This window comes from Streptomyces sp. URMC 127 (genome assembly GCF_051386535.1).
Lineage (GTDB): Bacteria > Actinomycetota > Actinomycetes > Streptomycetales > Streptomycetaceae > Streptomyces.
The window spans coordinates 13239-33332 of the sequence record NZ_JBPQTW010000034.1; the positions used below are offsets into that span (position 1 = coordinate 13239).

24 protein-coding genes are annotated in these 20094 nt (G+C 66.9%); 23 read left to right on the top strand and 1 reads right to left on the bottom strand.

What is annotated here, in order from left to right; genetic code table 11:
- The first annotated feature begins 119 nt into the window (after positions 1 to 119).
- The 5 genes from ACSNOH_RS11010 (at position 120) to tuf (ending at position 8823) form a co-directional block, all read left to right on the top strand.
- On the top strand, positions 120 to 4019 hold the full coding sequence (locus ACSNOH_RS11010; protein ID WP_436721079.1) for a DNA-directed RNA polymerase subunit beta': 3900 nt from the start codon (positions 120 to 122) through the stop codon (positions 4017 to 4019).
- Positions 4020 to 4450: 431 nt separating this feature from the next.
- Positions 4451 to 4822 (top strand): 30S ribosomal protein S12, encoded by a 372-nt coding sequence (gene rpsL / locus ACSNOH_RS11015; RefSeq protein WP_003948652.1) that lies wholly within the window; start codon positions 4451 to 4453, stop codon positions 4820 to 4822.
- A 2-nt stretch (positions 4823 to 4824) separates the two neighbouring features.
- Positions 4825 to 5295: a 30S ribosomal protein S7 gene (gene rpsG, locus ACSNOH_RS11020; RefSeq protein WP_004950419.1), complete on the top strand. Its 471-nt coding sequence runs from the start codon at positions 4825 to 4827 to the stop codon at positions 5293 to 5295.
- 39 nt (positions 5296 to 5334) lie between these two features.
- The gene (fusA, locus tag ACSNOH_RS11025) at positions 5335 to 7455 is read left to right on the top strand and encodes an elongation factor G (protein WP_436721080.1); all 2121 of its coding nucleotides are present in this window, start codon (positions 5335 to 5337) and stop codon (positions 7453 to 7455) included.
- A gap of 174 nt (positions 7456 to 7629) precedes the next feature.
- Entirely contained in the window at positions 7630 to 8823 is a 1194-nt protein-coding gene (gene tuf, locus ACSNOH_RS11030) for an elongation factor Tu (RefSeq protein ID WP_436721081.1), read from the top strand.
- Between the two features lie 134 nt (positions 8824 to 8957).
- Here tuf and ACSNOH_RS11035 read toward each other — a convergent pair whose 3' ends face one another.
- Positions 8958 to 11084: a PIG-L family deacetylase gene (locus tag ACSNOH_RS11035; protein ID WP_436721082.1), complete on the bottom strand. Its 2127-nt coding sequence runs from the start codon at positions 11082 to 11084 to the stop codon at positions 8958 to 8960.
- 627 nt (positions 11085 to 11711) lie between these two features.
- Here ACSNOH_RS11035 and rpsJ point away from each other — a divergent pair.
- From rpsJ to rplR, 18 genes are all read left to right on the top strand, one after another.
- Entirely contained in the window at positions 11712 to 12020 is a 309-nt protein-coding gene (gene rpsJ / locus ACSNOH_RS11040; protein WP_003948644.1) for a 30S ribosomal protein S10, read from the top strand.
- Positions 12021 to 12033: 13 nt separating this feature from the next.
- Positions 12034 to 12678 carry a 50S ribosomal protein L3 gene (gene rplC / locus ACSNOH_RS11045; RefSeq protein WP_004950432.1) on the top strand — a complete coding sequence of 215 codons (645 nt, stop codon included), beginning with the start codon at positions 12034 to 12036 and terminating at the stop codon, positions 12676 to 12678.
- A gap of 8 nt (positions 12679 to 12686) precedes the next feature.
- On the top strand, positions 12687 to 13337 hold the full coding sequence (gene rplD / locus ACSNOH_RS11050; protein ID WP_436721083.1) for a 50S ribosomal protein L4: 651 nt from the start codon (positions 12687 to 12689) through the stop codon (positions 13335 to 13337).
- Positions 13337 to 13660: a 50S ribosomal protein L23 gene (rplW, locus tag ACSNOH_RS11055; RefSeq protein ID WP_004950438.1), complete on the top strand. Its 324-nt coding sequence runs from the start codon at positions 13337 to 13339 to the stop codon at positions 13658 to 13660. The genes rplD and rplW overlap by 1 nt, the downstream gene beginning before the upstream one ends.
- A gap of 39 nt (positions 13661 to 13699) precedes the next feature.
- Positions 13700 to 14536, top strand: coding sequence for a 50S ribosomal protein L2 (gene rplB, locus ACSNOH_RS11060; protein ID WP_120756560.1), 837 nt, complete (start codon positions 13700 to 13702; stop codon positions 14534 to 14536).
- A gap of 12 nt (positions 14537 to 14548) precedes the next feature.
- Positions 14549 to 14830, top strand: coding sequence for a 30S ribosomal protein S19 (rpsS, locus tag ACSNOH_RS11065; RefSeq protein ID WP_030368412.1), 282 nt, complete (start codon positions 14549 to 14551; stop codon positions 14828 to 14830).
- 41 nt (positions 14831 to 14871) lie between these two features.
- Complete coding sequence (gene rplV / locus ACSNOH_RS11070) at positions 14872 to 15219, top strand: 50S ribosomal protein L22 (RefSeq protein WP_028420772.1); 348 nt, start codon at positions 14872 to 14874, stop codon at positions 15217 to 15219.
- Positions 15219 to 16037 (top strand): 30S ribosomal protein S3, encoded by an 819-nt coding sequence (gene rpsC, locus ACSNOH_RS11075; protein ID WP_390317209.1) that lies wholly within the window; start codon positions 15219 to 15221, stop codon positions 16035 to 16037. Before rplV ends, rpsC begins: the two co-directional genes overlap by 1 nt.
- Positions 16038 to 16042: 5 nt before the next feature.
- Entirely contained in the window at positions 16043 to 16462 is a 420-nt protein-coding gene (gene rplP, locus ACSNOH_RS11080) for a 50S ribosomal protein L16 (RefSeq protein WP_004950450.1), read from the top strand.
- Complete coding sequence (rpmC, locus tag ACSNOH_RS11085) at positions 16462 to 16686, top strand: 50S ribosomal protein L29 (RefSeq protein WP_384101756.1); 225 nt, start codon at positions 16462 to 16464, stop codon at positions 16684 to 16686. Before rplP ends, rpmC begins: the two co-directional genes overlap by 1 nt.
- Positions 16686 to 16967 (top strand): 30S ribosomal protein S17, encoded by a 282-nt coding sequence (gene rpsQ, locus ACSNOH_RS11090; protein WP_109281737.1) that lies wholly within the window; start codon positions 16686 to 16688, stop codon positions 16965 to 16967. Before rpmC ends, rpsQ begins: the two co-directional genes overlap by 1 nt.
- Positions 16968 to 17061: 94 nt before the next feature.
- A complete protein-coding gene (gene rplN / locus ACSNOH_RS11095) occupies positions 17062 to 17430 on the top strand; it encodes a 50S ribosomal protein L14 (RefSeq protein WP_087927567.1) in 369 nt (122 codons plus the stop codon).
- 3 nt (positions 17431 to 17433) lie between these two features.
- On the top strand, positions 17434 to 17757 hold the full coding sequence (gene rplX / locus ACSNOH_RS11100; RefSeq protein ID WP_436721084.1) for a 50S ribosomal protein L24: 324 nt from the start codon (positions 17434 to 17436) through the stop codon (positions 17755 to 17757).
- Positions 17757 to 18308, top strand: a complete 552-nt coding sequence (gene rplE / locus ACSNOH_RS11105) for a 50S ribosomal protein L5 (RefSeq protein WP_436721085.1) — start codon at positions 17757 to 17759, stop codon at positions 18306 to 18308. Before rplX ends, rplE begins: the two co-directional genes overlap by 1 nt.
- A gap of 5 nt (positions 18309 to 18313) precedes the next feature.
- Positions 18314 to 18499, top strand: a complete 186-nt coding sequence (locus ACSNOH_RS11110; RefSeq protein WP_030368403.1) for a type Z 30S ribosomal protein S14 — start codon at positions 18314 to 18316, stop codon at positions 18497 to 18499.
- A 210-nt stretch (positions 18500 to 18709) separates the two neighbouring features.
- Complete coding sequence (gene rpsH / locus ACSNOH_RS11115; protein ID WP_058046822.1) at positions 18710 to 19108, top strand: 30S ribosomal protein S8; 399 nt, start codon at positions 18710 to 18712, stop codon at positions 19106 to 19108.
- Positions 19109 to 19130: 22 nt separating this feature from the next.
- On the top strand, positions 19131 to 19670 hold the full coding sequence (gene rplF / locus ACSNOH_RS11120) for a 50S ribosomal protein L6 (RefSeq protein ID WP_436721086.1): 540 nt from the start codon (positions 19131 to 19133) through the stop codon (positions 19668 to 19670).
- Between the two features lie 3 nt (positions 19671 to 19673).
- Positions 19674 to 20057: a 50S ribosomal protein L18 gene (gene rplR, locus ACSNOH_RS11125; RefSeq protein ID WP_436721087.1), complete on the top strand. Its 384-nt coding sequence runs from the start codon at positions 19674 to 19676 to the stop codon at positions 20055 to 20057.
- The last annotated feature ends 37 nt before the right edge of the window (positions 20058 to 20094 follow it).

Below are 20094 nucleotides of genomic sequence, written 5' to 3' on the forward strand. Positions count from 1 at the left end.
TGACCGGGGCCTCCTCACCGGAGGCCCCGGTCGTCCCCGGACCCTTTCAGACCACTGATGTAGAGCCCGATATCTCGCTGACGCGAGGGGCACGACCCTGAAAGAGGGATTGACGAACAGTGCTCGACGTCAACTTCTTCGACGAGCTGCGGATCGGCCTGGCGACCGCGGACGACATCCGAACCTGGTCCCACGGCGAGGTCAAGAAGCCGGAGACCATCAACTACCGCACCCTGAAGCCCGAAAAGGACGGACTCTTCTGCGAGAAGATCTTCGGTCCGACCCGGGACTGGGAGTGCTACTGCGGCAAGTACAAGCGTGTCCGCTTCAAGGGCATCATCTGTGAGCGCTGTGGCGTCGAGGTCACCCGCGCCAAGGTGCGCCGTGAGCGGATGGGCCACATCGAGCTGGCCGCTCCCGTCACCCACATCTGGTACTTCAAGGGCGTCCCGTCGCGTCTGGGCTACCTGCTCGACCTCGCCCCGAAGGACCTCGAGAAGGTCATCTACTTCGCCGCCTACATGATCACGTGGGTGGACGAGGAGCGCCGCACGCGCGACCTGCCCTCGCTGGAGGCCCACGTCTCCGTCGAGCGCCAGCAGATCGAGCAGCGCCGCGACGCCGACCTGGAGGCCCGCGCCAAGAAGCTCGAGGCCGACCTGGCCGAGCTGGAGGCCGAGGGTGCCAAGGCCGACGTGCGCCGCAAGGTGCGCGAGGGCGCCGAGCGCGAGATGAAGCAGCTGCGCGACCGCGCGCAGCGCGAGATCGACCGCCTCGACGAGGTCTGGAACCGCTTCAAGAACCTCAAGGTCCAGGACCTCGAGGGCGACGAGCTGCTCTACCGCGAGCTGCGCGACCGCTTCGGCACCTACTTCATGGGTGCGATGGGCGCCGCCGCGCTGCAGAAGCGCCTGGAGTCCTTCGACCTGGACGAGGAGGCCGAGCGCCTCCGCGAGATCATCCGCACCGGCAAGGGCCAGAAGAAGACCCGTGCGCTCAAGCGCCTCAAGGTCGTCTCCGCCTTCCTGCAGACCCGCAACAGCCCCAGCGGCATGGTGCTGGACTGCATCCCGGTGATCCCGCCGGACCTGCGTCCGATGGTGCAGCTGGACGGTGGCCGCTTCGCGACCTCCGACCTGAACGACCTGTACCGCCGTGTGATCAACCGCAACAACCGCCTCAAGCGACTCCTTGACCTCGGTGCCCCCGAGATCATCGTGAACAACGAGAAGCGCATGCTTCAGGAGGCCGTCGACGCGCTCTTCGACAACGGCCGTCGTGGTCGCCCGGTCACGGGCCCCGGCAACCGTCCGCTGAAGTCGCTGTCCGACATGCTCAAGGGCAAGCAGGGTCGCTTCCGTCAGAACCTGCTCGGTAAGCGCGTCGACTACTCGGCCCGTTCCGTCATCGTCGTCGGTCCGCAGCTGAAGCTGCACCAGTGCGGTCTGCCCAAGGCCATGGCGCTGGAGCTCTTCAAGCCGTTCGTGATGAAGCGCCTGGTCGACCTGAACCACGCGCAGAACATCAAGTCGGCCAAGCGCATGGTCGAGCGCGGCCGCACCGTGGTGTACGACGTCCTCGAAGAGGTCATCGCCGAGCACCCGGTGCTGCTGAACCGTGCGCCCACCCTGCACCGCCTCGGCATCCAGGCCTTCGAGCCGCAGCTGGTCGAGGGCAAGGCCATCCAGATCCACCCGCTCGTCTGCACCGCGTTCAACGCGGACTTCGACGGTGACCAGATGGCCGTCCACCTGCCGCTCTCCGCGGAGGCGCAGGCCGAGGCCCGCATCCTGATGCTGTCCTCGAACAACATCCTCAAGCCGGCCGACGGCCGTCCGGTCACCATGCCGACCCAGGACATGGTGCTCGGTCTGTTCTTCCTCACCACCGACGAGGAGGAGCGCGAGGTCGTGGGCGAGGGCCGGTCCTTCGGCTCCGTCGCCGAGGCGATCATGGCGTTCGACGCCCGGGAGCTCTCGCTCCAGGCGAAGGTCGACATCCGCTTCCCGATCGGCACCGTCCCGCCGCGCGGCTGGACCCCGCCGGCGGTCGAAGAGGGCGAGCCGGAGTGGCAGCAGGGCGACAGCTTCCGCCTGCGCACCACCCTGGGCCGCGCGCTCTTCAACGAGCTGCTGCCCGAGGACTACCCGTTCGTCGACTACTCGGTGGGCAAGAAGCAGCTCTCCGAGATCGTCAACGACCTGGCCGAGCGCTACCCCAAGGTCATCGTGGCGGCGACGCTCGACAACCTGAAGGCGGCCGGCTTCCACTGGGCGACCCGTTCCGGCGTCACCGTGGCCATCTCCGACGTCGTGGTCCCCGAGGCCAAGAAGGAGATCGTCCGCGGCTACGAGGCCCAGGACGAGAAGGTCCAGAAGCAGTACGAGCGCGGTCTGATCACCAAGGACGAGCGCACGCAGGAGCTCATCGCGATCTGGACCAAGGCGACCAACGAGGTCGCCGAGGCGATGAACGCGAACTTCCCCAAGACGAACCCCATCTTCATGATGGTTGACTCGGGTGCCCGAGGAAACATGATGCAGATGCGGCAGATCGCCGGTATGCGTGGTCTGGTGTCGAACGCGAAGAACGAGACCATTCCGCGACCCATTAAGGCGTCGTTCCGTGAGGGTCTCTCCGTGCTGGAGTACTTCATCTCCACCCACGGTGCCCGTAAGGGTCTCGCGGACACCGCTCTGCGTACCGCCGACTCGGGTTACCTGACCCGTCGTCTCGTGGACGTCTCGCAGGACGTGATCATCCGCGAGGAGGACTGCGGCACCGAGCGCGGTCTGAAGCTGCAGATCGCCTCCCGCGGCGCCGACGGCGTGCTGCGCAAGGCCGACGACGTCGAGACCAGCGTCTACGCCCGCATGCTGGCCGAGGACGTCGTCGTCGACGGCAAGGTCATCGCGCCGGCCAACGTCGACCTCGGTGACGTGCTCATCGACCAGCTCGTTGCCAACGGCGTCGAGACGGTCAAGACCCGTTCGGTCCTCACCTGTGAGTCCGCGGTCGGCACCTGTGCCTACTGCTACGGCCGCTCGCTGGCGACCGGCAAGCTGGTGGACATCGGCGAGGCCGTCGGCATCATCGCCGCCCAGTCCATCGGTGAGCCCGGTACCCAGCTGACGATGCGTACCTTCCACACCGGTGGTGTGGCCGGTGACGACATCACCCAGGGTCTGCCCCGTGTCGTCGAGCTCTTCGAGGCCCGTACGCCCAAGGGTGTCGCCCCGATCTCCGAGGCCGCCGGCCGCGTGCGGATCGAGGAGACCGAGAAGACCAAGAAGATCGTCGTCACCCCGGACGACGGCTCCGAGGAGACCTCGTACGCGATCTCCAAGCGTGCCCGTCTGCTGGTCAGCGAGGGCGAGCACGTCGAGGTGGGCCAGAAGCTCACCGTGGGTGCCACCAACCCGCACGACGTGCTGCGCATCCTGGGCCAGCGCGCCGTCCAGGTCCACCTGGTCGGCGAGGTCCAGAAGGTCTACAACTCGCAGGGCGTGTCGATCCACGACAAGCACATCGAGATCATCATCCGGCAGATGCTGCGCCGCGTGACGATCATCGAGTCCGGCGACGCGGAGCTGCTGCCGGGCGAGCTCGTGGAGCGCTCGCGCTTCGAGGGCGAGAACCGTCGTGTGGTCACCGAGGGCGGTCACCCCGCCTCCGGCCGTCCGCAGCTGATGGGTATCACCAAGGCCTCGCTGGCGACGGAGTCCTGGCTGTCGGCCGCCTCCTTCCAGGAGACGACCCGAGTGCTGACGGACGCGGCGATCAACGCCAAGTCCGACTCGCTCATCGGCCTCAAGGAGAACGTCATCATCGGTAAGCTCATCCCGGCCGGTACGGGCCTGTCCCGCTACCGCAACATCCGGGTGGAGCCCACCGAGGAGGCCAAGGCCGCGATGTACTCGGCCGTCGGTTACGACGACATCGACTACTCGCCCTTCGGCACCGGCTCCGGCCAGGCGGTCCCGCTGGAGGACTACGACTACGGTCCGTACAACCAGTAAGCCGCAAGCGGTACGGCCGCTTCGTCCACAGGGCGGTCACCCCATCGGGGGTGGCCGCCCTGCGGCGTACCGGGGGAGTGCCGGCCGCGTGATTTCACCCATACGCGCGACTCCGGCCTCCCACGGCCCTGGCAAAACGTGACATATGCAGCACATCGGGGTGTCCTCCGCGTGTGCATTTGTTTTGACCGCAGCCCATGCGCTAGGTAGGCTCTGACCTTGTGCCTGGGGTGTCCCTGGGCTCTCGTGCGTGCCCACAGTCCGCGCGGGAGACCGGACCTCTCGGATCTTCTCGGTCCGAAGCGGTCGACGACACCGAATTCCGCGCCCTTTCCACCATCGGCAGGGGTATGCGGCCTTCGACACGCCCGACCGCGTGGGTCGGCGGGTTTCAGGTTAGTTTTATCGAGATCACAGAAACCGGAGAAACGGTGCCTACGATCCAGCAGCTGGTCCGGAAGGGCCGGCAGGACAAGGTCGAGAAGAACAAGACGCCCGCACTCGAGGGTTCGCCCCAGCGCCGCGGCGTCTGCACGCGTGTGTTCACGACCACCCCGAAGAAGCCGAACTCGGCGCTCCGTAAGGTCGCGCGTGTGCGCCTGACCTCCGGCATCGAGGTCACCGCTTACATTCCGGGTGAGGGCCACAACCTGCAGGAGCACTCGATCGTGCTCGTCCGCGGTGGCCGTGTGAAGGACCTGCCGGGCGTTCGCTACAAGATCATCCGTGGCTCGCTCGACACCCAGGGCGTCAAGAACCGCAAGCAGGCTCGCAGCCGCTACGGCGCCAAGAAGGAGAAGTAAGAATGCCTCGTAAGGGCCCCGCCCCGAAGCGCCCGGTCATCATCGACCCGGTTTACGGCTCCCCCCTGGTGACGTCGCTGATCAACAAGATCCTCCTGCACGGCAAGCGCTCCACCGCCGAGCGCATCGTGTACGGCGCCATGGAGGGTCTGCGCGAGAAGACCGGCAACGACCCGGTCATCACCCTCAAGCGCGCTCTCGAGAACGTGAAGCCGGCTCTCGAGGTCAAGTCCCGCCGCGTCGGTGGCGCCACCTACCAGGTGCCGGTCGAGGTCCGTCCGGGCCGCGCCTCCACCCTGGCGCTGCGCTGGCTGGTCGGTTACTCCCGCGCCCGTCGCGAGAAGACCATGACCGAGCGCCTCATGAACGAGCTGCTGGACGCCTCGAACGGTCTCGGCGCCTCGGTCAAGAAGCGTGAGGACACGCACAAGATGGCCGAGTCCAACAAGGCCTTCGCGCACTACCGCTGGTAGTCGCTACCCCCATCGAGAACCGAGAGAAGACTGAGCCATATGGCCACCACTTCGCTTGACCTGGCCAAGGTCCGCAACATCGGGATCATGGCCCACATCGACGCGGGCAAGACGACCACCACCGAGCGGATCCTGTTCTACACCGGCGTTTCGTACAAGATCGGTGAGGTCCACGACGGCGCTGCCACGATGGACTGGATGGAGCAGGAGCAGGAGCGCGGCATCACCATCACGTCCGCCGCGACGACCTGCCACTGGCCGCTCGAGAACGTCGATCACACGATCAACATCATCGACACGCCGGGCCACGTCGACTTCACCGTCGAGGTGGAGCGTTCGCTGCGCGTGCTCGACGGTGCCGTGACCGTGTTCGACGGTGTCGCCGGTGTCGAGCCGCAGTCCGAGACGGTGTGGCGTCAGGCCGACCGTTACGGCGTGCCGCGCATCTGCTTCGTCAACAAGCTCGACCGCACCGGTGCCGAGTTCCACCGCTGCGTCGACATGATCGTGGACCGCCTCGGCGCGACCCCGATCGTCATGCAGCTCCCGATCGGCACCGAGGCCGACTTCAAGGGCGTCGTGGACCTGGTCCGCATGAAGGCCCTGGTCTGGTCCGCCGAGGCCGCCAAGGGCGAGATGTACGACGTCGTCGACATCCCGGACACCCACACCGAGGCTGCCGAGGAGTGGCGCGGCAAGCTGCTCGAGGCCGTCGCCGAGAACGACGAAGAGATGATGGAGCTCTTCCTCGAGGGCACCGAGCCCACCGAGGAGCAGCTGTACGCGGCCATCCGCCGCATCACCATCAACTCCGGCAAGGGTGGCAGCACCACCGTCACCCCGGTGTTCTGTGGTACCGCGTTCAAGAACAAGGGCGTTCAGCCCCTGCTCGACGCCGTGGTCCGCTACCTGCCGTCGCCGCTCGACATCGAGGCCATCGAGGGCCACGCCGTCAACGACGCCGACGAGGTCGTCAGGCGCAAGCCGAGCGACGAGGAGCCGTTCTCCGGTCTTGCCTTCAAGATCATGAGCGACCCGCACCTCGGCAAGCTCACCTTCGTCCGGGTCTACTCGGGCCGCATGGAGGCCGGCACCCAGGTGCAGAACTCCGTGAAGGGCAAGAAGGAGCGCATCGGCAAGATCTACCGGATGCACGCGAACAAGCGTGAGGAGATCGACTCGGTGGGTGCCGGCGACATCGTCGCCGTCATGGGTCTGAAGCAGACCACCACCGGTGAGACCCTCTGCGACGCGTCCAACCCGGTGATCCTGGAGTCGATGGACTTCCCGGCTCCGGTCATCCAGGTCGCCATCGAGCCCAAGTCGAAGGGCGACCAGGAGAAGCTGGGCGTTGCCATCCAGCGCCTCGCCGAGGAGGACCCGTCCTTCCAGGTCCACACGGACGAGGAGACGGGCCAGACCATCATCGCGGGTATGGGCGAGCTGCACCTCGACGTGCTGGTCGACCGTATGAAGCGCGAGTTCAAGGTCGAGGCCAACGTCGGCAAGCCGCAGGTCGCGTACCGCGAGACGATCCGCAAGGCCGTCGAGCGCATCGACTACACCCACAAGAAGCAGACTGGTGGTTCCGGCCAGTTCGCGAAGGTGCAGATCGCGATCGAGCCCCTCGAGGGCGACGGCTACGAGTTCGAGAACAAGGTCACCGGTGGCCGCATCCCGCGGGAGTACATCCCGTCCGTGGACGCGGGTTGCCAGGAGGCCATGGAGTTCGGTGTTCTGGCCGGCTACCCGCTGACCGGCGTCAAGGTGACGCTGCTCGACGGTGCCTTCCACGACGTCGACTCCTCCGAGCTCGCGTTCAAGATCGCCGGCTCCATGGCGTTCAAGGAGGGTGCTCGCAAGGCGTCGCCGGCTCTGCTGGAGCCGATGATGTCGGTCGAGGTCACCACCCCCGAGGACTACATGGGTGACGTCATCGGTGACATCAACTCCCGCCGTGGCCAGATCCAGGCCATGGAGGACCGTCACGGCGCCAAGCTCGTCAAGGGCCTGGTTCCGCTGTCGGAGATGTTCGGCTACGTCGGCGACCTCCGCAGCAAGACTTCGGGTCGCGCAAGCTACTCGATGCAGTTCGACTCCTACGCCGAGGTTCCGCGGAACGTCGCCGAGGAGATCATCGCGAAGGCCAAGGGCGAGTAACGAGCTCCGTCTCCACAGACGAGGCTCACGCCTTAGGCTTGACACCGACTGTCGGGGCATACCACGGCAAACCGTGAGGTTTCGCTGTGGATGCCCCGGTGGACGGCACCCCAGCAAAGATCCCTGGCGCCGACCCAATCCAGGCGTACAGAACCACTCCACAGGAGGACCCCAGTGGCGAAGGCGAAGTTCGAGCGGACTAAGCCGCACGTCAACATCGGCACCATCGGTCACGTCGACCACGGTAAGACGACCCTTACCGCGGCGATCACCAAGGTGCTGCACGACGCGTACCCGGACCTGAACCCCTTCACGCCGTTCGACGAGATCGACAAGGCGCCGGAGGAGCGTCAGCGCGGTATCACCATCTCCATCGCGCACGTCGAGTACCAGACCGAGGCGCGTCACTACGCCCACGTCGACTGCCCGGGTCACGCGGACTACATCAAGAACATGATCACCGGTGCCGCCCAGATGGACGGCGCGATCCTCGTGGTCGCCGCGACCGACGGTCCGATGCCGCAGACCAAGGAGCACGTGCTCCTGGCCCGCCAGTCCGGCGTTCCGTACATCGTTGTCGCCCTGAACAAGGCCGACATGGTGGACGACGAGGAGATCCTGGAGCTCGTCGAGCTCGAGGTCCGTGAGCTCCTCAACGAGTACGAGTTCGACGGCGACAACGCTCCGGTCGTCAAGGTCTCGGCGCTGAAGGCGCTCGAGGGCGACAAGGAGTGGGGCGAGAAGCTCCTCGGCCTGATGAAGGCTGTCGACGAGAACATCCCGCAGCCCGAGCGTGACGTCGACAAGCCGTTCCTGATGCCGATCGAGGACGTCTTCACGATCACCGGTCGTGGCACCGTCGTCACCGGTCGTATCGAGCGTGGTGTCCTGAAGGTCAACGAGACCGTCGACATCATCGGCATCAAGACCGAGAAGACCTCGACCACCGTCACCGGTATCGAGATGTTCCGCAAGCTGCTCGACGAGGGCCAGGCCGGTGAGAACGTCGGTCTGCTGCTCCGCGGCATCAAGCGCGAGGACGTCGAGCGCGGCCAGTGCATCATCAAGCCGGGTTCGGTCACCCCGCACACCGAGTTCGAGGCCACGGCGTACATCCTCTCCAAGGACGAGGGCGGCCGCCACACCCCGTTCTTCAACAACTACCGTCCGCAGTTCTACTTCCGTACGACTGACGTGACCGGTGTTGTGACCCTCAAGGAGGGCACGGAGATGGTCATGCCCGGCGACAACGCCGAGATGTCCGTCTCCCTCATCCAGCCCGTCGCGATGGAGGAGGGCCTGCGCTTCACCATCCGTGAGGGTGGCCGCACCGTCGGCGCCGGCCAGGTCACCAAGATCAACAAGTAAGTTCTCGCTTGCTTGAAGGTCTAAAGACCTGAAGAAGGCCCGCACATCTTCGGATGTGCGGGCCTTCTCGCGTTCGCGCCGCGCTGCCGTGTCGTGCGCGCGGGTTTTTCAGCCGTACGGATGAACCGGATGAACTAGGTGTGCGGCATCTCCGGCCGCCAGAGCCACGGGGTCGCGTCCGGGCTCATCCCCGCGACGCACAGCCGGTGGCCGGCGTCGGTGGTCATCGAGGAGGTGCCCACGGGCACGAGGGCGGCGTCCGAGCGCACCGTCTCGAAGTCTCCGGAGGCGTCGGTGAGCTGTATCTCGCCGTTCACCGCCCGCCCGAGCGCCAGGACCGCGTCCCGGCCGCCGCGGGCGGCCAGGGTGTGCGCGGCGAGCGGCCCGTAGCCGGCGAAGTCCTGCAGCTCGGTGCTGCGGACCTCGCCCGTGCCGTCGGACCCCGGCGTGAAGACGTGGGCGGCCGGCTGGACGGCCGCGGGGGAGCGGTAGACGAGGGTCAGGGCGCCCTCCGGGCCGAGGGCCGCACCAGGGAGCCCGCCCGGCTGCGGCAGGCCCTTCAGGGGCACGTGGCGGACCGGCTTGCCGGGGGCCTCCTGCGTCCAGTGGTGGACGGTGTCGCGGCCGGTGCCGAAGACGTGGACGCGCTTGTCCGCGTCCAGCACGGCGACCAGGCCGTCCTGGATCTCCTGGCCGTGCAGGCTCTGCCACTTCCCCCAGGTGCCGTCGGCCTCGCGCACCCGGCTGGAGACGCCCTTGCCGGCGTTGCGGACGAAGAGGTGGACGCGCCCGTCGGGGGCGGCGACGGCGGCCGGCATGCCGACGCGGCGGCCGCGGTCGGGCCGGTGCTCGGGGTTGCCGAGGCCCTTCCAGGCGTTGAAGCCGCCGCCGGGGGAGCGCTCCTCCAGGACGACGATCTCGCGGGTGTCGGGGTGCCCCTGCCCGGCGAGGGCGGAGAAGCGCAGGGCGAACAGCAGCCGGCGGCCGGCGGAGTCCTGGACGGCCGCCAGGGCGGGCGCGAGCGGGCCGCCGCCCAGGTTGGCCGGCTCGCCCCAGCGGCCGCTGCCGGGCCGGGTCTCCTGCCAGCGCACGGCCTGGGTGCCCAGCACGCCGAAGGCCTCCAGCCGGCCGCGCTTGTCGGTGCCGAGGAGGGTGGTCGGGCCCGTGTAGCGGTAGTGGGTGGAGCGGATCCAGCCCTTGCGGTTCTTCAGCGGGCGGTCGCCGCCCTGGCCGTAGTCGCCGCAGCCGGCGGGGTTGCCGCACTCCCACGAGGGGTCGCCGCCGTACGCCTCGACCAGGCGGTGCTTCTGCTCGATCACCTCGGGCGGCAGGTTGTGCGGCCAGCGCTGGTTGTAGTAGCCGCGGAAGGCCGTGGTCACGAAGCGGGGCGGGTGGCCGTCGCGCTCGGTGGTGTCGGCTACCCACTGCGAGAGCGCCTTCCAGGTGAAGAGCGCGGTGGGGGTGTGGTCGCGGTGGTCGGAGCAGGCCCCGTAGTCGTTGTCCTTGGGGTGGGTGGCGTCGTGGACCTGGTAGTCGGGGTCCGGGTCCATGGTGTGGATCACCGTGGGCCGGAACCGGTCCATGATCGTGGCCAGGGTGTCCACGAGCGTGGCGTGCCGGTAGGTGCTGGAGACCGTGCACGGCGAGCCCGTGGCGACGAGCGACTGCATCTCGCCCTCCGGCCGCTCCCACAGCAGGGGCAGCCGCATCTCGCCGGCCGAGAGCATGGCGATGTTGAGGAAGATCAGCTGGGCTCTGCGGTCGCCGTTGGCGAGCTCGTTCGTCTCCGCCTTGACGCCGTTGCCCAGGTCCAGGACGGACTTCTTCCAGCCCGTGAACCGGTCGAGGCCGATCATCTCGGCGTAGGCCTGGCGCAGGCCCTGGTGGCGCGCGGAGGAGTAGGCGGCCTTGTCGGGCTCGCCCTTGGGCATGCCCTCGACCCAGTTCTGCCCGACGGCCTCGCCGGCCGTGACGTAGACCGAGACGACGGGGACCCCGGCGCGCACGATGTGCTCGGCGTCGGGGTTCATAAAGTAGAGATCGTCGTCGGGGTGCGCCATGACCTGCAGCAACAGGGATTTGCCGGCGTTGTTGAACGACTGCGTGGCGCTGGGGTCCACCGCTCTCGCGGAGCCGGGGGAGGCCTTGGGCTTCTTCCTCCCGCCCTCCCCGCTGCACCCCGCCGCGACGGCCGCGGTCGTCGCGGCCAGCCCGGCGAGGGCGGCCCGGCGGGATATCACCATGCGCTGTGAGATGTTCAACTACATGACTCCGTCCCGTTGTGCAGCACGCAGTTCCCTGCCCCTGCTGCCCCAGCGTGATAGGGGACGATCGAGGGGGCGCGGCGGTTGCCCGGCCCTCGGCAAACCCCGGCAAAAGCCGGATTTCCCGGGCCACCGGCGGCCTGTGCGTGAGTGACCCGGGGGACCGGAGCGGCGGTCGAGGTGTAAGAGCCATAGTGTCCCGTATGTCGGCGGGGTGGTTTGACAACTGAGCCGCCCGGGGTACGGTCTTTGGCTTCGATTGGCGCCTCCTCGGCCGCATATGGCACACTGTTCAGGTTGCTCGGTTGAGTGCCGATGCTGCGCGCCTCCCGCCGGGAGGACTGGAAGCGAGTCCCGCAGTACTCGTCGCCTCTTATGAGGGGCGGAAGTACGGGAATCTTCCGGGAAGTGTCAGCGGGGCCCCAGCCAGGCACTCGGTGGGTGTCTTTCCCCCACAACCCCCTTCACCAGGGAATTTCCTTAGGGAAATCTGCTGGAAGGGGCGCGACACGCCCGACCGCGTGGGTCGGAGGTGGAGCGGGGAGGGACGGCGTTCGGAGGCGATTTCCGGGCGCAGCCGGCCGAGTCCCAGAGCGTTACGAGAGACAGGACTACGAAGTAGCCATGGCGGGACAGAAGATCCGCATCCGGCTCAAGGCCTACGACCACGAGGTCATCGACTCCTCGGCGAAGAAGATCGTCGAGACGGTGACCCGCACTGGTGCGTCGGTCGCGGGCCCGGTGCCGCTGCCCACTGAGAAGAACGTGTACTGCGTCATCAAGTCGCCGCACAAGTACAAGGACTCGCGCGAGCACTTCGAGATGCGCACGCACAAGCGCCTCATCGACATCCTCGACCCCACGCCGAAGACGGTTGACTCGCTGATGCGTCTCGACCTGCCGGCCGGCGTCGACATCGAGATCAAGCTCTGAGGTGACGCGCGAGATGGCTAAGCAGATCAAGGGCGTCCTGGGCGAGAAGCTCGGCATGACGCAGGTCTGGGACGAGAACAACCGTGTCGTCCCGGTCACCGTTGTCAAGGCCGGTCCCTGCGTCGTGACGCAGGTCCGCACCAACGACGCCGACGGCTACGAGTCGGTCCAGATCGCCTTCGGCGAGATCGACCCGCGCAAGGTGAACAAGCCCCTCAAGGGCCACTTCGCCAAGGCCGACGTGACCCCCCGCCGCCACCTGGTGGAGATCCGCACCTCCGACGCCGCCGAGTACACCCTCGGCCAGGAGATCACCGCGGACGTGTTCGAGGCCGGCGTCAAGGTTGACGTCACGGGCAAGAGCAAGGGCAAGGGCTTCGCCGGTGTCATGAAGCGCCACAACTTCCGTGGCCTCGGCGCCGGGCACGGCACCCAGCGCAAGCACCGCTCCCCCGGTTCCATCGGTGGCTGCGCCACCCCGGGCCGTGTGTTCAAGGGCCTCCGCATGGCGGGCCGCATGGGCAACGAGCGGGTCACCACCCAGAACCTGACCGTCCACGCCGTTGACGCGGAGAAGGGCCTGCTCCTGATCAAGGGCGCGGTTCCTGGTCCGAACGGCGGCCTCGTCCTGGTCCGTACCGCGGCCAAGGGGGCCTGAGGTAACCGATGAGCACCATTGACATCCTTTCGCCGGCAGGCGACAAGGCCGGGACCGTCGAGCTCCCCGCGGAGATCTTCGACGCGAAGGTCAGCGTTCCGCTGATCCACCAGGTCGTCGTCGCGCAGCTGGCCGCTGCCCGTCAGGGCACGCACAAGACCAAGACCCGTGGCGAGGTCCGCGGCGGTGGCAAGAAGCCGTACCGCCAGAAGGGCACCGGTCGCGCCCGTCAGGGTTCGACCCGCGCGCCGCAGTTCGCCGGTGGTGGCGTCGTGCACGGTCCCGTGCCGCGTGACTACTCGCAGCGCACCCCGAAGAAGATGAAGGCCGCCGCCCTGCGCGGTGCCCTCTCGGACCGCGCGCGTCACTCCCGCATCCACGTCGTCTCCGGCGTGGTCGAGGGTGCGGTTTCCACCAAGGCCGCCAAGACCCTGTTCGGCAAGATCTCGGAGCGCAAGAACCTGCTCCTGGTCGCCGACCGGTCCGACGAGGCCGCGTGGCTCTCCGCCCGCAACCTGCCCCAGGTCCACATCCTGGAGCCGGGCCAGCTGAACACGTACGACGTGCTCGTCTCCGACGACGTGGTCTTCACCAAGGCCGCCTTCGAGTCCTTCGTGTCTGGCCCCAAGGCCGCTGAGACCGAAGGGAGCGAGGCCTGATGACTGAGGCCGTCGTCACCAGCAAGACGTTCTCGGACCCGCGCGACCTCCTGGTCAAGCCGGTCGTCTCCGAGAAGAGCTACGCGCTGCTGGACGAGAACAAGTACACGTTCATCGTCGACCCGCGCGCCAACAAGACCCAGATCAAGCAGGCCGTCGAGGCGGTCTTCTCGGTCAAGGTCACCGGGGTCAACACGATCAACCGCCAGGGCAAGCGCAAGCGCACCCGCACCGGTTTCGGCAAGCGCGCCAACACCAAGCGCGCCATCGTGACCCTCGCCGAGGGCGACCGTATCGACATCTTCGGCGGCCCGGTCTCCTAACGGAGTCCGAGTCGTCCGGAATCGGACGAGGACTGAGAAATGGGTATCCGCAAGTACAAGCCGACGACCCCGGGCCGTCGTGGCTCCAGCGTCGCCGACTTTGTCGAGATCACGCGGTCCACGCCGGAGAAGTCGCTGGTCCGCCCGCTGCACAGCAAGGGCGGCCGTAACAACGCCGGTCGTGTGACCGTTCGCCACCAGGGCGGTGGCCACAAGCGCGCCTACCGCGTGATCGACTTCCGTCGTCACGACAAGGACGGCGTGCCGGCCAAGGTCGCTCACATCGAGTACGACCCGAACCGCACCGCGCGCATCGCGCTCCTGCACTACGCAGACGGCGAGAAGCGCTACATCATCGCCCCGGCCAAGCTGAACCAGGGCGACCGGATTGAGAACGGCCCGGGCGCCGACATCAAGCCGGGCAACAACCTCCCGCTCCGCAACATCCCGGTCGGTACCACGATCCACGCGATCGAGCTCCGTCCCGGTGGTGGCGCCAAGTTCGCCCGCTCTGCCGGTTCCTCCGTGCAGCTGCTGGCGAAGGAGGGCCAGTACGCCCACCTGCGTATGCCGTCCGGCGAGGTCCGCCTGGTCGACGTCCGCTGCCGCGCCACGGTCGGCGAGGTCGGCAACGCCGAGCAGTCGAACATCAACTGGGGCAAGGCCGGCCGCATGCGCTGGAAGGGCGTCCGCCCGACCGTCCGCGGTGTCGCGATGAACCCGGTTGACCACCCGCACGGTGGTGGTGAGGGCAAGACCTCCGGTGGTCGCCACCCGGTCTCCCCGTGGGGTCAGAAGGAGGGTCGTACTCGTTCTCCCAAGAAGGCGAGCAACAAGTACATCGTCCGCCGCCGCAAGACGAACAAGAAGCGCTAGGAGCGGGTTTAGATGCCGCGTAGTCTCAAGAAGGGACCCTTCGTCGACGACCACCTCATCAAGAAGGTGGACGCTCAGAACGAAGCCGGTACCAAGAACGTCATCAAGACCTGGTCCCGCCGCTCCATGATCGTGCCGGCCATGCTCGGCCACACGCTCGCGGTGCACAACGGCAAGACGCACGTCCCGGTGTTCGTCACCGAGTCGATGGTCGGCCACAAGCTCGGCGAGTTCTCGCCGACCCGCACCTTCCGCGGCCACGTCAAGGACGACCGCAAGTCGAAGCGCCGCTAAGCGGGGTGCGAACGACTATGACTGACACCGAAGGGACAACCATGGAAGCCAGGGCCCAGGCGCGGTACATCCGCGTCACGCCCATGAAGGCCCGCCGCGTGGTGGACCTCATCCGTGGCATGGACGCCACGGAGGCTCAGGCGGTCCTGCGTTTCGCCCCGCAGGCCGCGAGCGTGCCGGTCGGCAAGGTGCTGGACAGCGCCATCGCCAACGCCGCGCACAACTACGACCACACCGACGTCGACAGCCTCTACATCTCCGAGGCCTACGTCGACGAGGGCCCGACCCTGAAGCGGTTCCGTCCGCGCGCCCAGGGTCGCGCCTACCGGATCCGCAAGCGGACCAGCCACATCACCGTGGTCGTCAGCAGCAAGGAAGGAACCCGGTAATGGGCCAGAAGGTTAACCCGCACGGGTTCCGGCTCGGTGTGACCACGGACTTCAAGTCCCGCTGGTACGCCGACAAGCTGTACAAGGACTACGTCAAGGAAGACGTTGCCATTCGTCGCATGATGACGAAGGGCATGGAGCGCGCCGGTATCTCGAAGGTTGAGATCGAGCGCACCCGCGACCGCGTCCGCGTTGACATCCACACCGCTCGTCCGGGCATCGTCATCGGCCGCCGCGGCGCCGAGGCCGACCGCATCCGCGGTGAGCTGGAGAAGCTGACCGGCAAGCAGGTCCAGCTGAACATCCTCGAGGTCAAGAACCCCGAGGTCGACGCCCAGCTGGTGGCCCAGGCCGTCGCCGAGCAGCTGTCCTCCCGCGTCTCCTTCCGTCGCGCCATGCGCAAGAGCATGCAGTCGACGATGAAGGCCGGCGCCAAGGGCATCAAGATCCAGTGCGGTGGCCGTCTCGGCGGCGCCGAGATGTCCCGCTCGGAGTTCTACCGCGAGGGCCGTGTGCCCCTGCACACGCTCCGCGCGAACGTCGACTACGGCTTCTTCGAGGCCAAGACCACCTTCGGCCGCATCGGCGTGAAGGTCTGGATCTACAAGGGCGACGTCAAGAACATCGCCGAGGTCCGCGCCGAGAACGCCGCCGCGCGTGCGGGCAACCGCCCGTCCCGTGGCGCCGGCGACCGTCCGGCCCGTGGTGGCCGTGGCGGCGAGCGCGGTGGCCGCGGCCGCAAGCCGCAGCAGGCTGCCGAGGCCCCCAAGGCCGAGGCCACCGCTGCTCCGGCTGAGACCACCGGAACGGAGGCCTGACCGACATGCTGATCCCTCGCAGGGTCAAGCACCGCAAGCAGCACCACCCCAAGCGGAACGGCATGGCCAAGGGTGGTACCGAGCTCGCCTTCGGTGAGTACGGCATTCAGGCCCTGACCCCGGCCTATGTGACGAACCGGCAGATCGAGTCCGCTCGTATCGCCATGACCCGTCACATCAAGCGTGGCGGCAAGGTGTGGATCAACATCTACCCGGACCGTCCGCTCACGAAGAAGCCCGCCGAGACCCGCATGGGTTCCGGTAAGGGTTCCCCGGAGTGGTGGGTCGCGAACGTCAAGCCCGGTCGGGTGATGTTCGAGCTGTCCTTCCCGAACGAGAAGGTTGCGCGTGAGGCGCTCACCCGAGCCGCCCACAAGCTTCCGATGAAGTGCCGCATTGTTCGGCGCGAGGCAGGTGAGTCGTGATGGCTGCCGGTACCAAGGCGACCGAGCTGCGTGAGCTGAACAACGAGGACCTCGTTGCCAAGCTCCGTGAGGCCAAGGAAGAGCTGTTCAACCTCCGCTTCCAGGCGGCGACCGGACAGCTTGAGAACCACGGCCGGCTGAAGGCCGTCCGCAAGGACATCGCCCGGATCTACACCCTGATGCGGGAGCGCGAGCTCGGCATCGAGACGGTGGAGAACGCCTGATGAGCGAGAAGAACGTGACTGAGAAGACCGAGCGCGGTTTCCGCAAGACCCGTGAGGGTCTGGTCGTCAGCGACAAGATGGACAAGACCGTCGTCGTCGCCGTCGAGGACCGTGTCAAGCACGCGCTGTACGGCAAGGTCATCCGCCGTACCAACAAGCTCAAGGCGCACGACGAGCAGAACGCCGCCGGTGTCGGCGACCGCGTCCTCCTGATGGAGACCCGGCCGCTGTCCGCCACCAAGCGCTGGCGCGTCGTCGAGATCCTCGAGAAGGCCAAGTAATTCCTGAGGGGAATCCCTCAGGACAGTTCCGCCAGGCTCGGCAGGGGCTCCTCGGAGCCCCTGCCGGGAACCGGCAGACAATCAGGAGATAGACGTGATCCAGCAGGAGTCGCGACTGCGCGTCGCCGACAACACTGGTGCCAAGGAGATCCTTTGCATCCGTGTTCTCGGTGGCTCGGGTCGCCGCTACGCGGGCATCGGTGACGTGATCGTCGCCACCGTGAAGGACGCGATCCCCGGCGGCAACGTGAAGAAGGGTGACGTCGTCAAGGCCGTCATCGTTCGCACCGTCAAGGAGCGCCGCCGTCCGGACGGCTCGTACATCCGCTTCGACGAGAACGCGGCCGTCATCCTCAAGAACGACGGTGACCCCCGCGGCACCCGTATCTTCGGCCCCGTGGGCCGAGAGCTGCGCGAGAAGAAGTTCATGAAGATCGTCTCGCTCGCGCCGGAGGTGCTGTAACCGATGAAGATCAAGAAGGGCGACCTGGTTCAGGTCATCACCGGCAAGGACAAGGGCAAGCAGGGCAAGGTCATCCAGGCCTTCCCCGCTGAGGACCGTGTTCTCGTCGAGGGTGTCAACCGGGTCAAGAAGCACACCAAGGCCGGCCAGACCGCCCGTGGTTCCAAGACCGGTGGCATTGTCACGACCGAGGCCCCGATTCACGTGAGCAACGTCCAGCTCATCGTGGAGAAGGACGGCAAGAAGGTCGTCACGCGCGTCGGCTACCGCTTCGACGAGAACGGCAACAAGATCCGCGTTGCCAAGCGGACGGGTGAGGACATCTGATGGCTACCACTCCGCGTCTCAAGACGAAGTACCGCGAGGAGATCCAGGGCAAGCTGCGTGAGGAGTTCTCCTACGAGAACGTCATGCAGGTCCCCGGCCTCACGAAGATCGTGGTCAACATGGGTGTGGGCGACGCCGCCCGCGACTCCAAGCTGATCGAGGGCGCCATCCGCGACCTCACCACGATCACCGGCCAGAAGCCGGCCGTCACCAAGGCTCGCAAGTCCATCGCGCAGTTCAAGCTGCGTGAGGGCCAGCCGATCGGTGCCCACGTCACCCTCCGTGGCGACCGCATGTGGGAGTTCCTGGACCGCACCCTGTCGCTCGCGCTCCCGCGCATCCGCGACTTCCGTGGTCTGTCCCCGAAGCAGTTCGACGGTCGGGGTAACTACACCTTCGGTCTCACGGAGCAGGTCATGTTCCACGAGATCGACCAGGACAAGATCGACCGCGTCCGGGGTATGGACATCACCGTGGTGACCACGGCGACCAACGACGACGAGGGCCGCGCCCTCCTTCGTCACCTCGGCTTCCCCTTCAAGGAGGCGTAAGCGAGATGGCGAAGAAGTCTCTGATTGCCAAGGCTGCTCGCAAGCCCAAGTTCGGTGTGCGTGCGTACACCCGCTGCCAGCGCTGCGGCCGCCCGCACTCCGTGTACCGCAAGTTCGGCCTCTGCCGCGTGTGCCTTCGTGAGATGGCTCACCGTGGCGAGCTGCCGGGCGTGACCAAGAGCTCCTGGTAACAACCCACTTGGGTTGACCAGGGCTCTCGGTAAGCATCAAGGACGGTGGGGCCCGATCCTTCGGCTCGCGTAGAGTTGAAGGGTTGGGTGCCCGCCGCCCATGACCGTCTTACTACGCCGTAGGTCCCCGCGCCGCACCCGCCCCGACCCAGTTCGGGGAGAGGGATGGCGCAGATAGGAAACCCCGGCGAGAGAGGCCGAAGGCCAAACATGACCATGACCGATCCGATCGCAGACATGCTGACCCGTCTGCGGAACGCGAACTCGGCTTACCACGACTCCGTGGCCATGCCCCACAGCAAGATCAAGGCGCACATCGCCGAGATCCTGCAGCAGGAGGGCTACATCGCCGGCTGGAAGGTCGAGGACGCCGAGGTCGGCAAGAGCCTCGTCATCGACCTGAAGTTCGGTCCGAACCGCGAGCGCTCCATCGCCGGGATCAAGCGGATCTCGAAGCCGGGCCTGCGGGTCTACGCAAAGTCCACCAACCTGCCGAAGGTCCTCGGCGGCCTGGGCGTGGCGATCATCTCCACGTCCCACGGTCTCCTGACCGGCCAGCAGGCCAGCAAGAAGGGCGTGGGTGGGGAAGTCCTCGCCTACGTCTGGTAACCAGGGAACGGAGGAATAGCCAATGTCGCGTATTGGACGGCTGCCCATCCAGGTTCCCGCTGGTGTGGACGTCACCATCGATGGCCGTACGGTGCACGTGAAGGGCCCCAAGGGTTCCCTCACGCACGCTGTCGCCGCGCCCATCGAGATCGCTAAGGCCGAGGACGGCACCCTTGTCGTCTCTCGTCCGAACGACGAGCGTCAGAACAAGGCCCTGCACGGCCTGTCCCGCACGCTGGTGGCGAACATGATCACCGGCGTGACCCAGGGCTACAGCAAGGCTCTTGAGATCAGCGGTGTCGGTTACCGCGTCCAGGCGAAGGGCTCCAACCTGGAGTTCTCCCTGGGCTACAGCCACCCGATCCTGGTCGAGGCCCCGGAGGGCATCACCTTCAAGGTGGAGTCCCCCACCAAGCTGAGCGTCGAGGGCATCGACAAGCAGAAGGTCGGCGAGGTCGCCGCCAACATCCGCAAGCTTCGCAAGCCCGACCCCTACAAGGCCAAGGGTGTGAAGTACGCGGGTGAGGTCATCCGCCGCAAGGTCGGAAAGGCTGGTAAGTAAGCCATGGCATACGGTGTGAAGATCGCCAAGGGCGACGCGTACAAGCGCGCTGCCAAGGCGCGCCGCCACATCCGCATCCGCAAGAACCTGTCGGGTACGGCCGAGCGCCCGCGTCTCGTCGTGACGCGCTCGAACCGTGGCATCACCGCTCAGGTCATCGACGACCTCAAGGGCCACACCCTGGCGTCGGCCTCCCACCTGGACGCTTCGATCCGTGGTGGCGAGGGCGACAAGAGCGCCGTGGCGAAGAAGGTCGGCGCCCTGGTCGCCGAGCGTGCCAAGGCCGCCGGTGTCGAGGCCGTCGTGTTCGACCGCGGTGGCAACCAGTACGCCGGGCGCATCGCCGCTCTGGCGGACGCCGCCCGCGAAGCCGGGCTGAAGTTCTAAGCCCCGGTTCCGGAGCTAGCGGACGTAACAGAGAGAG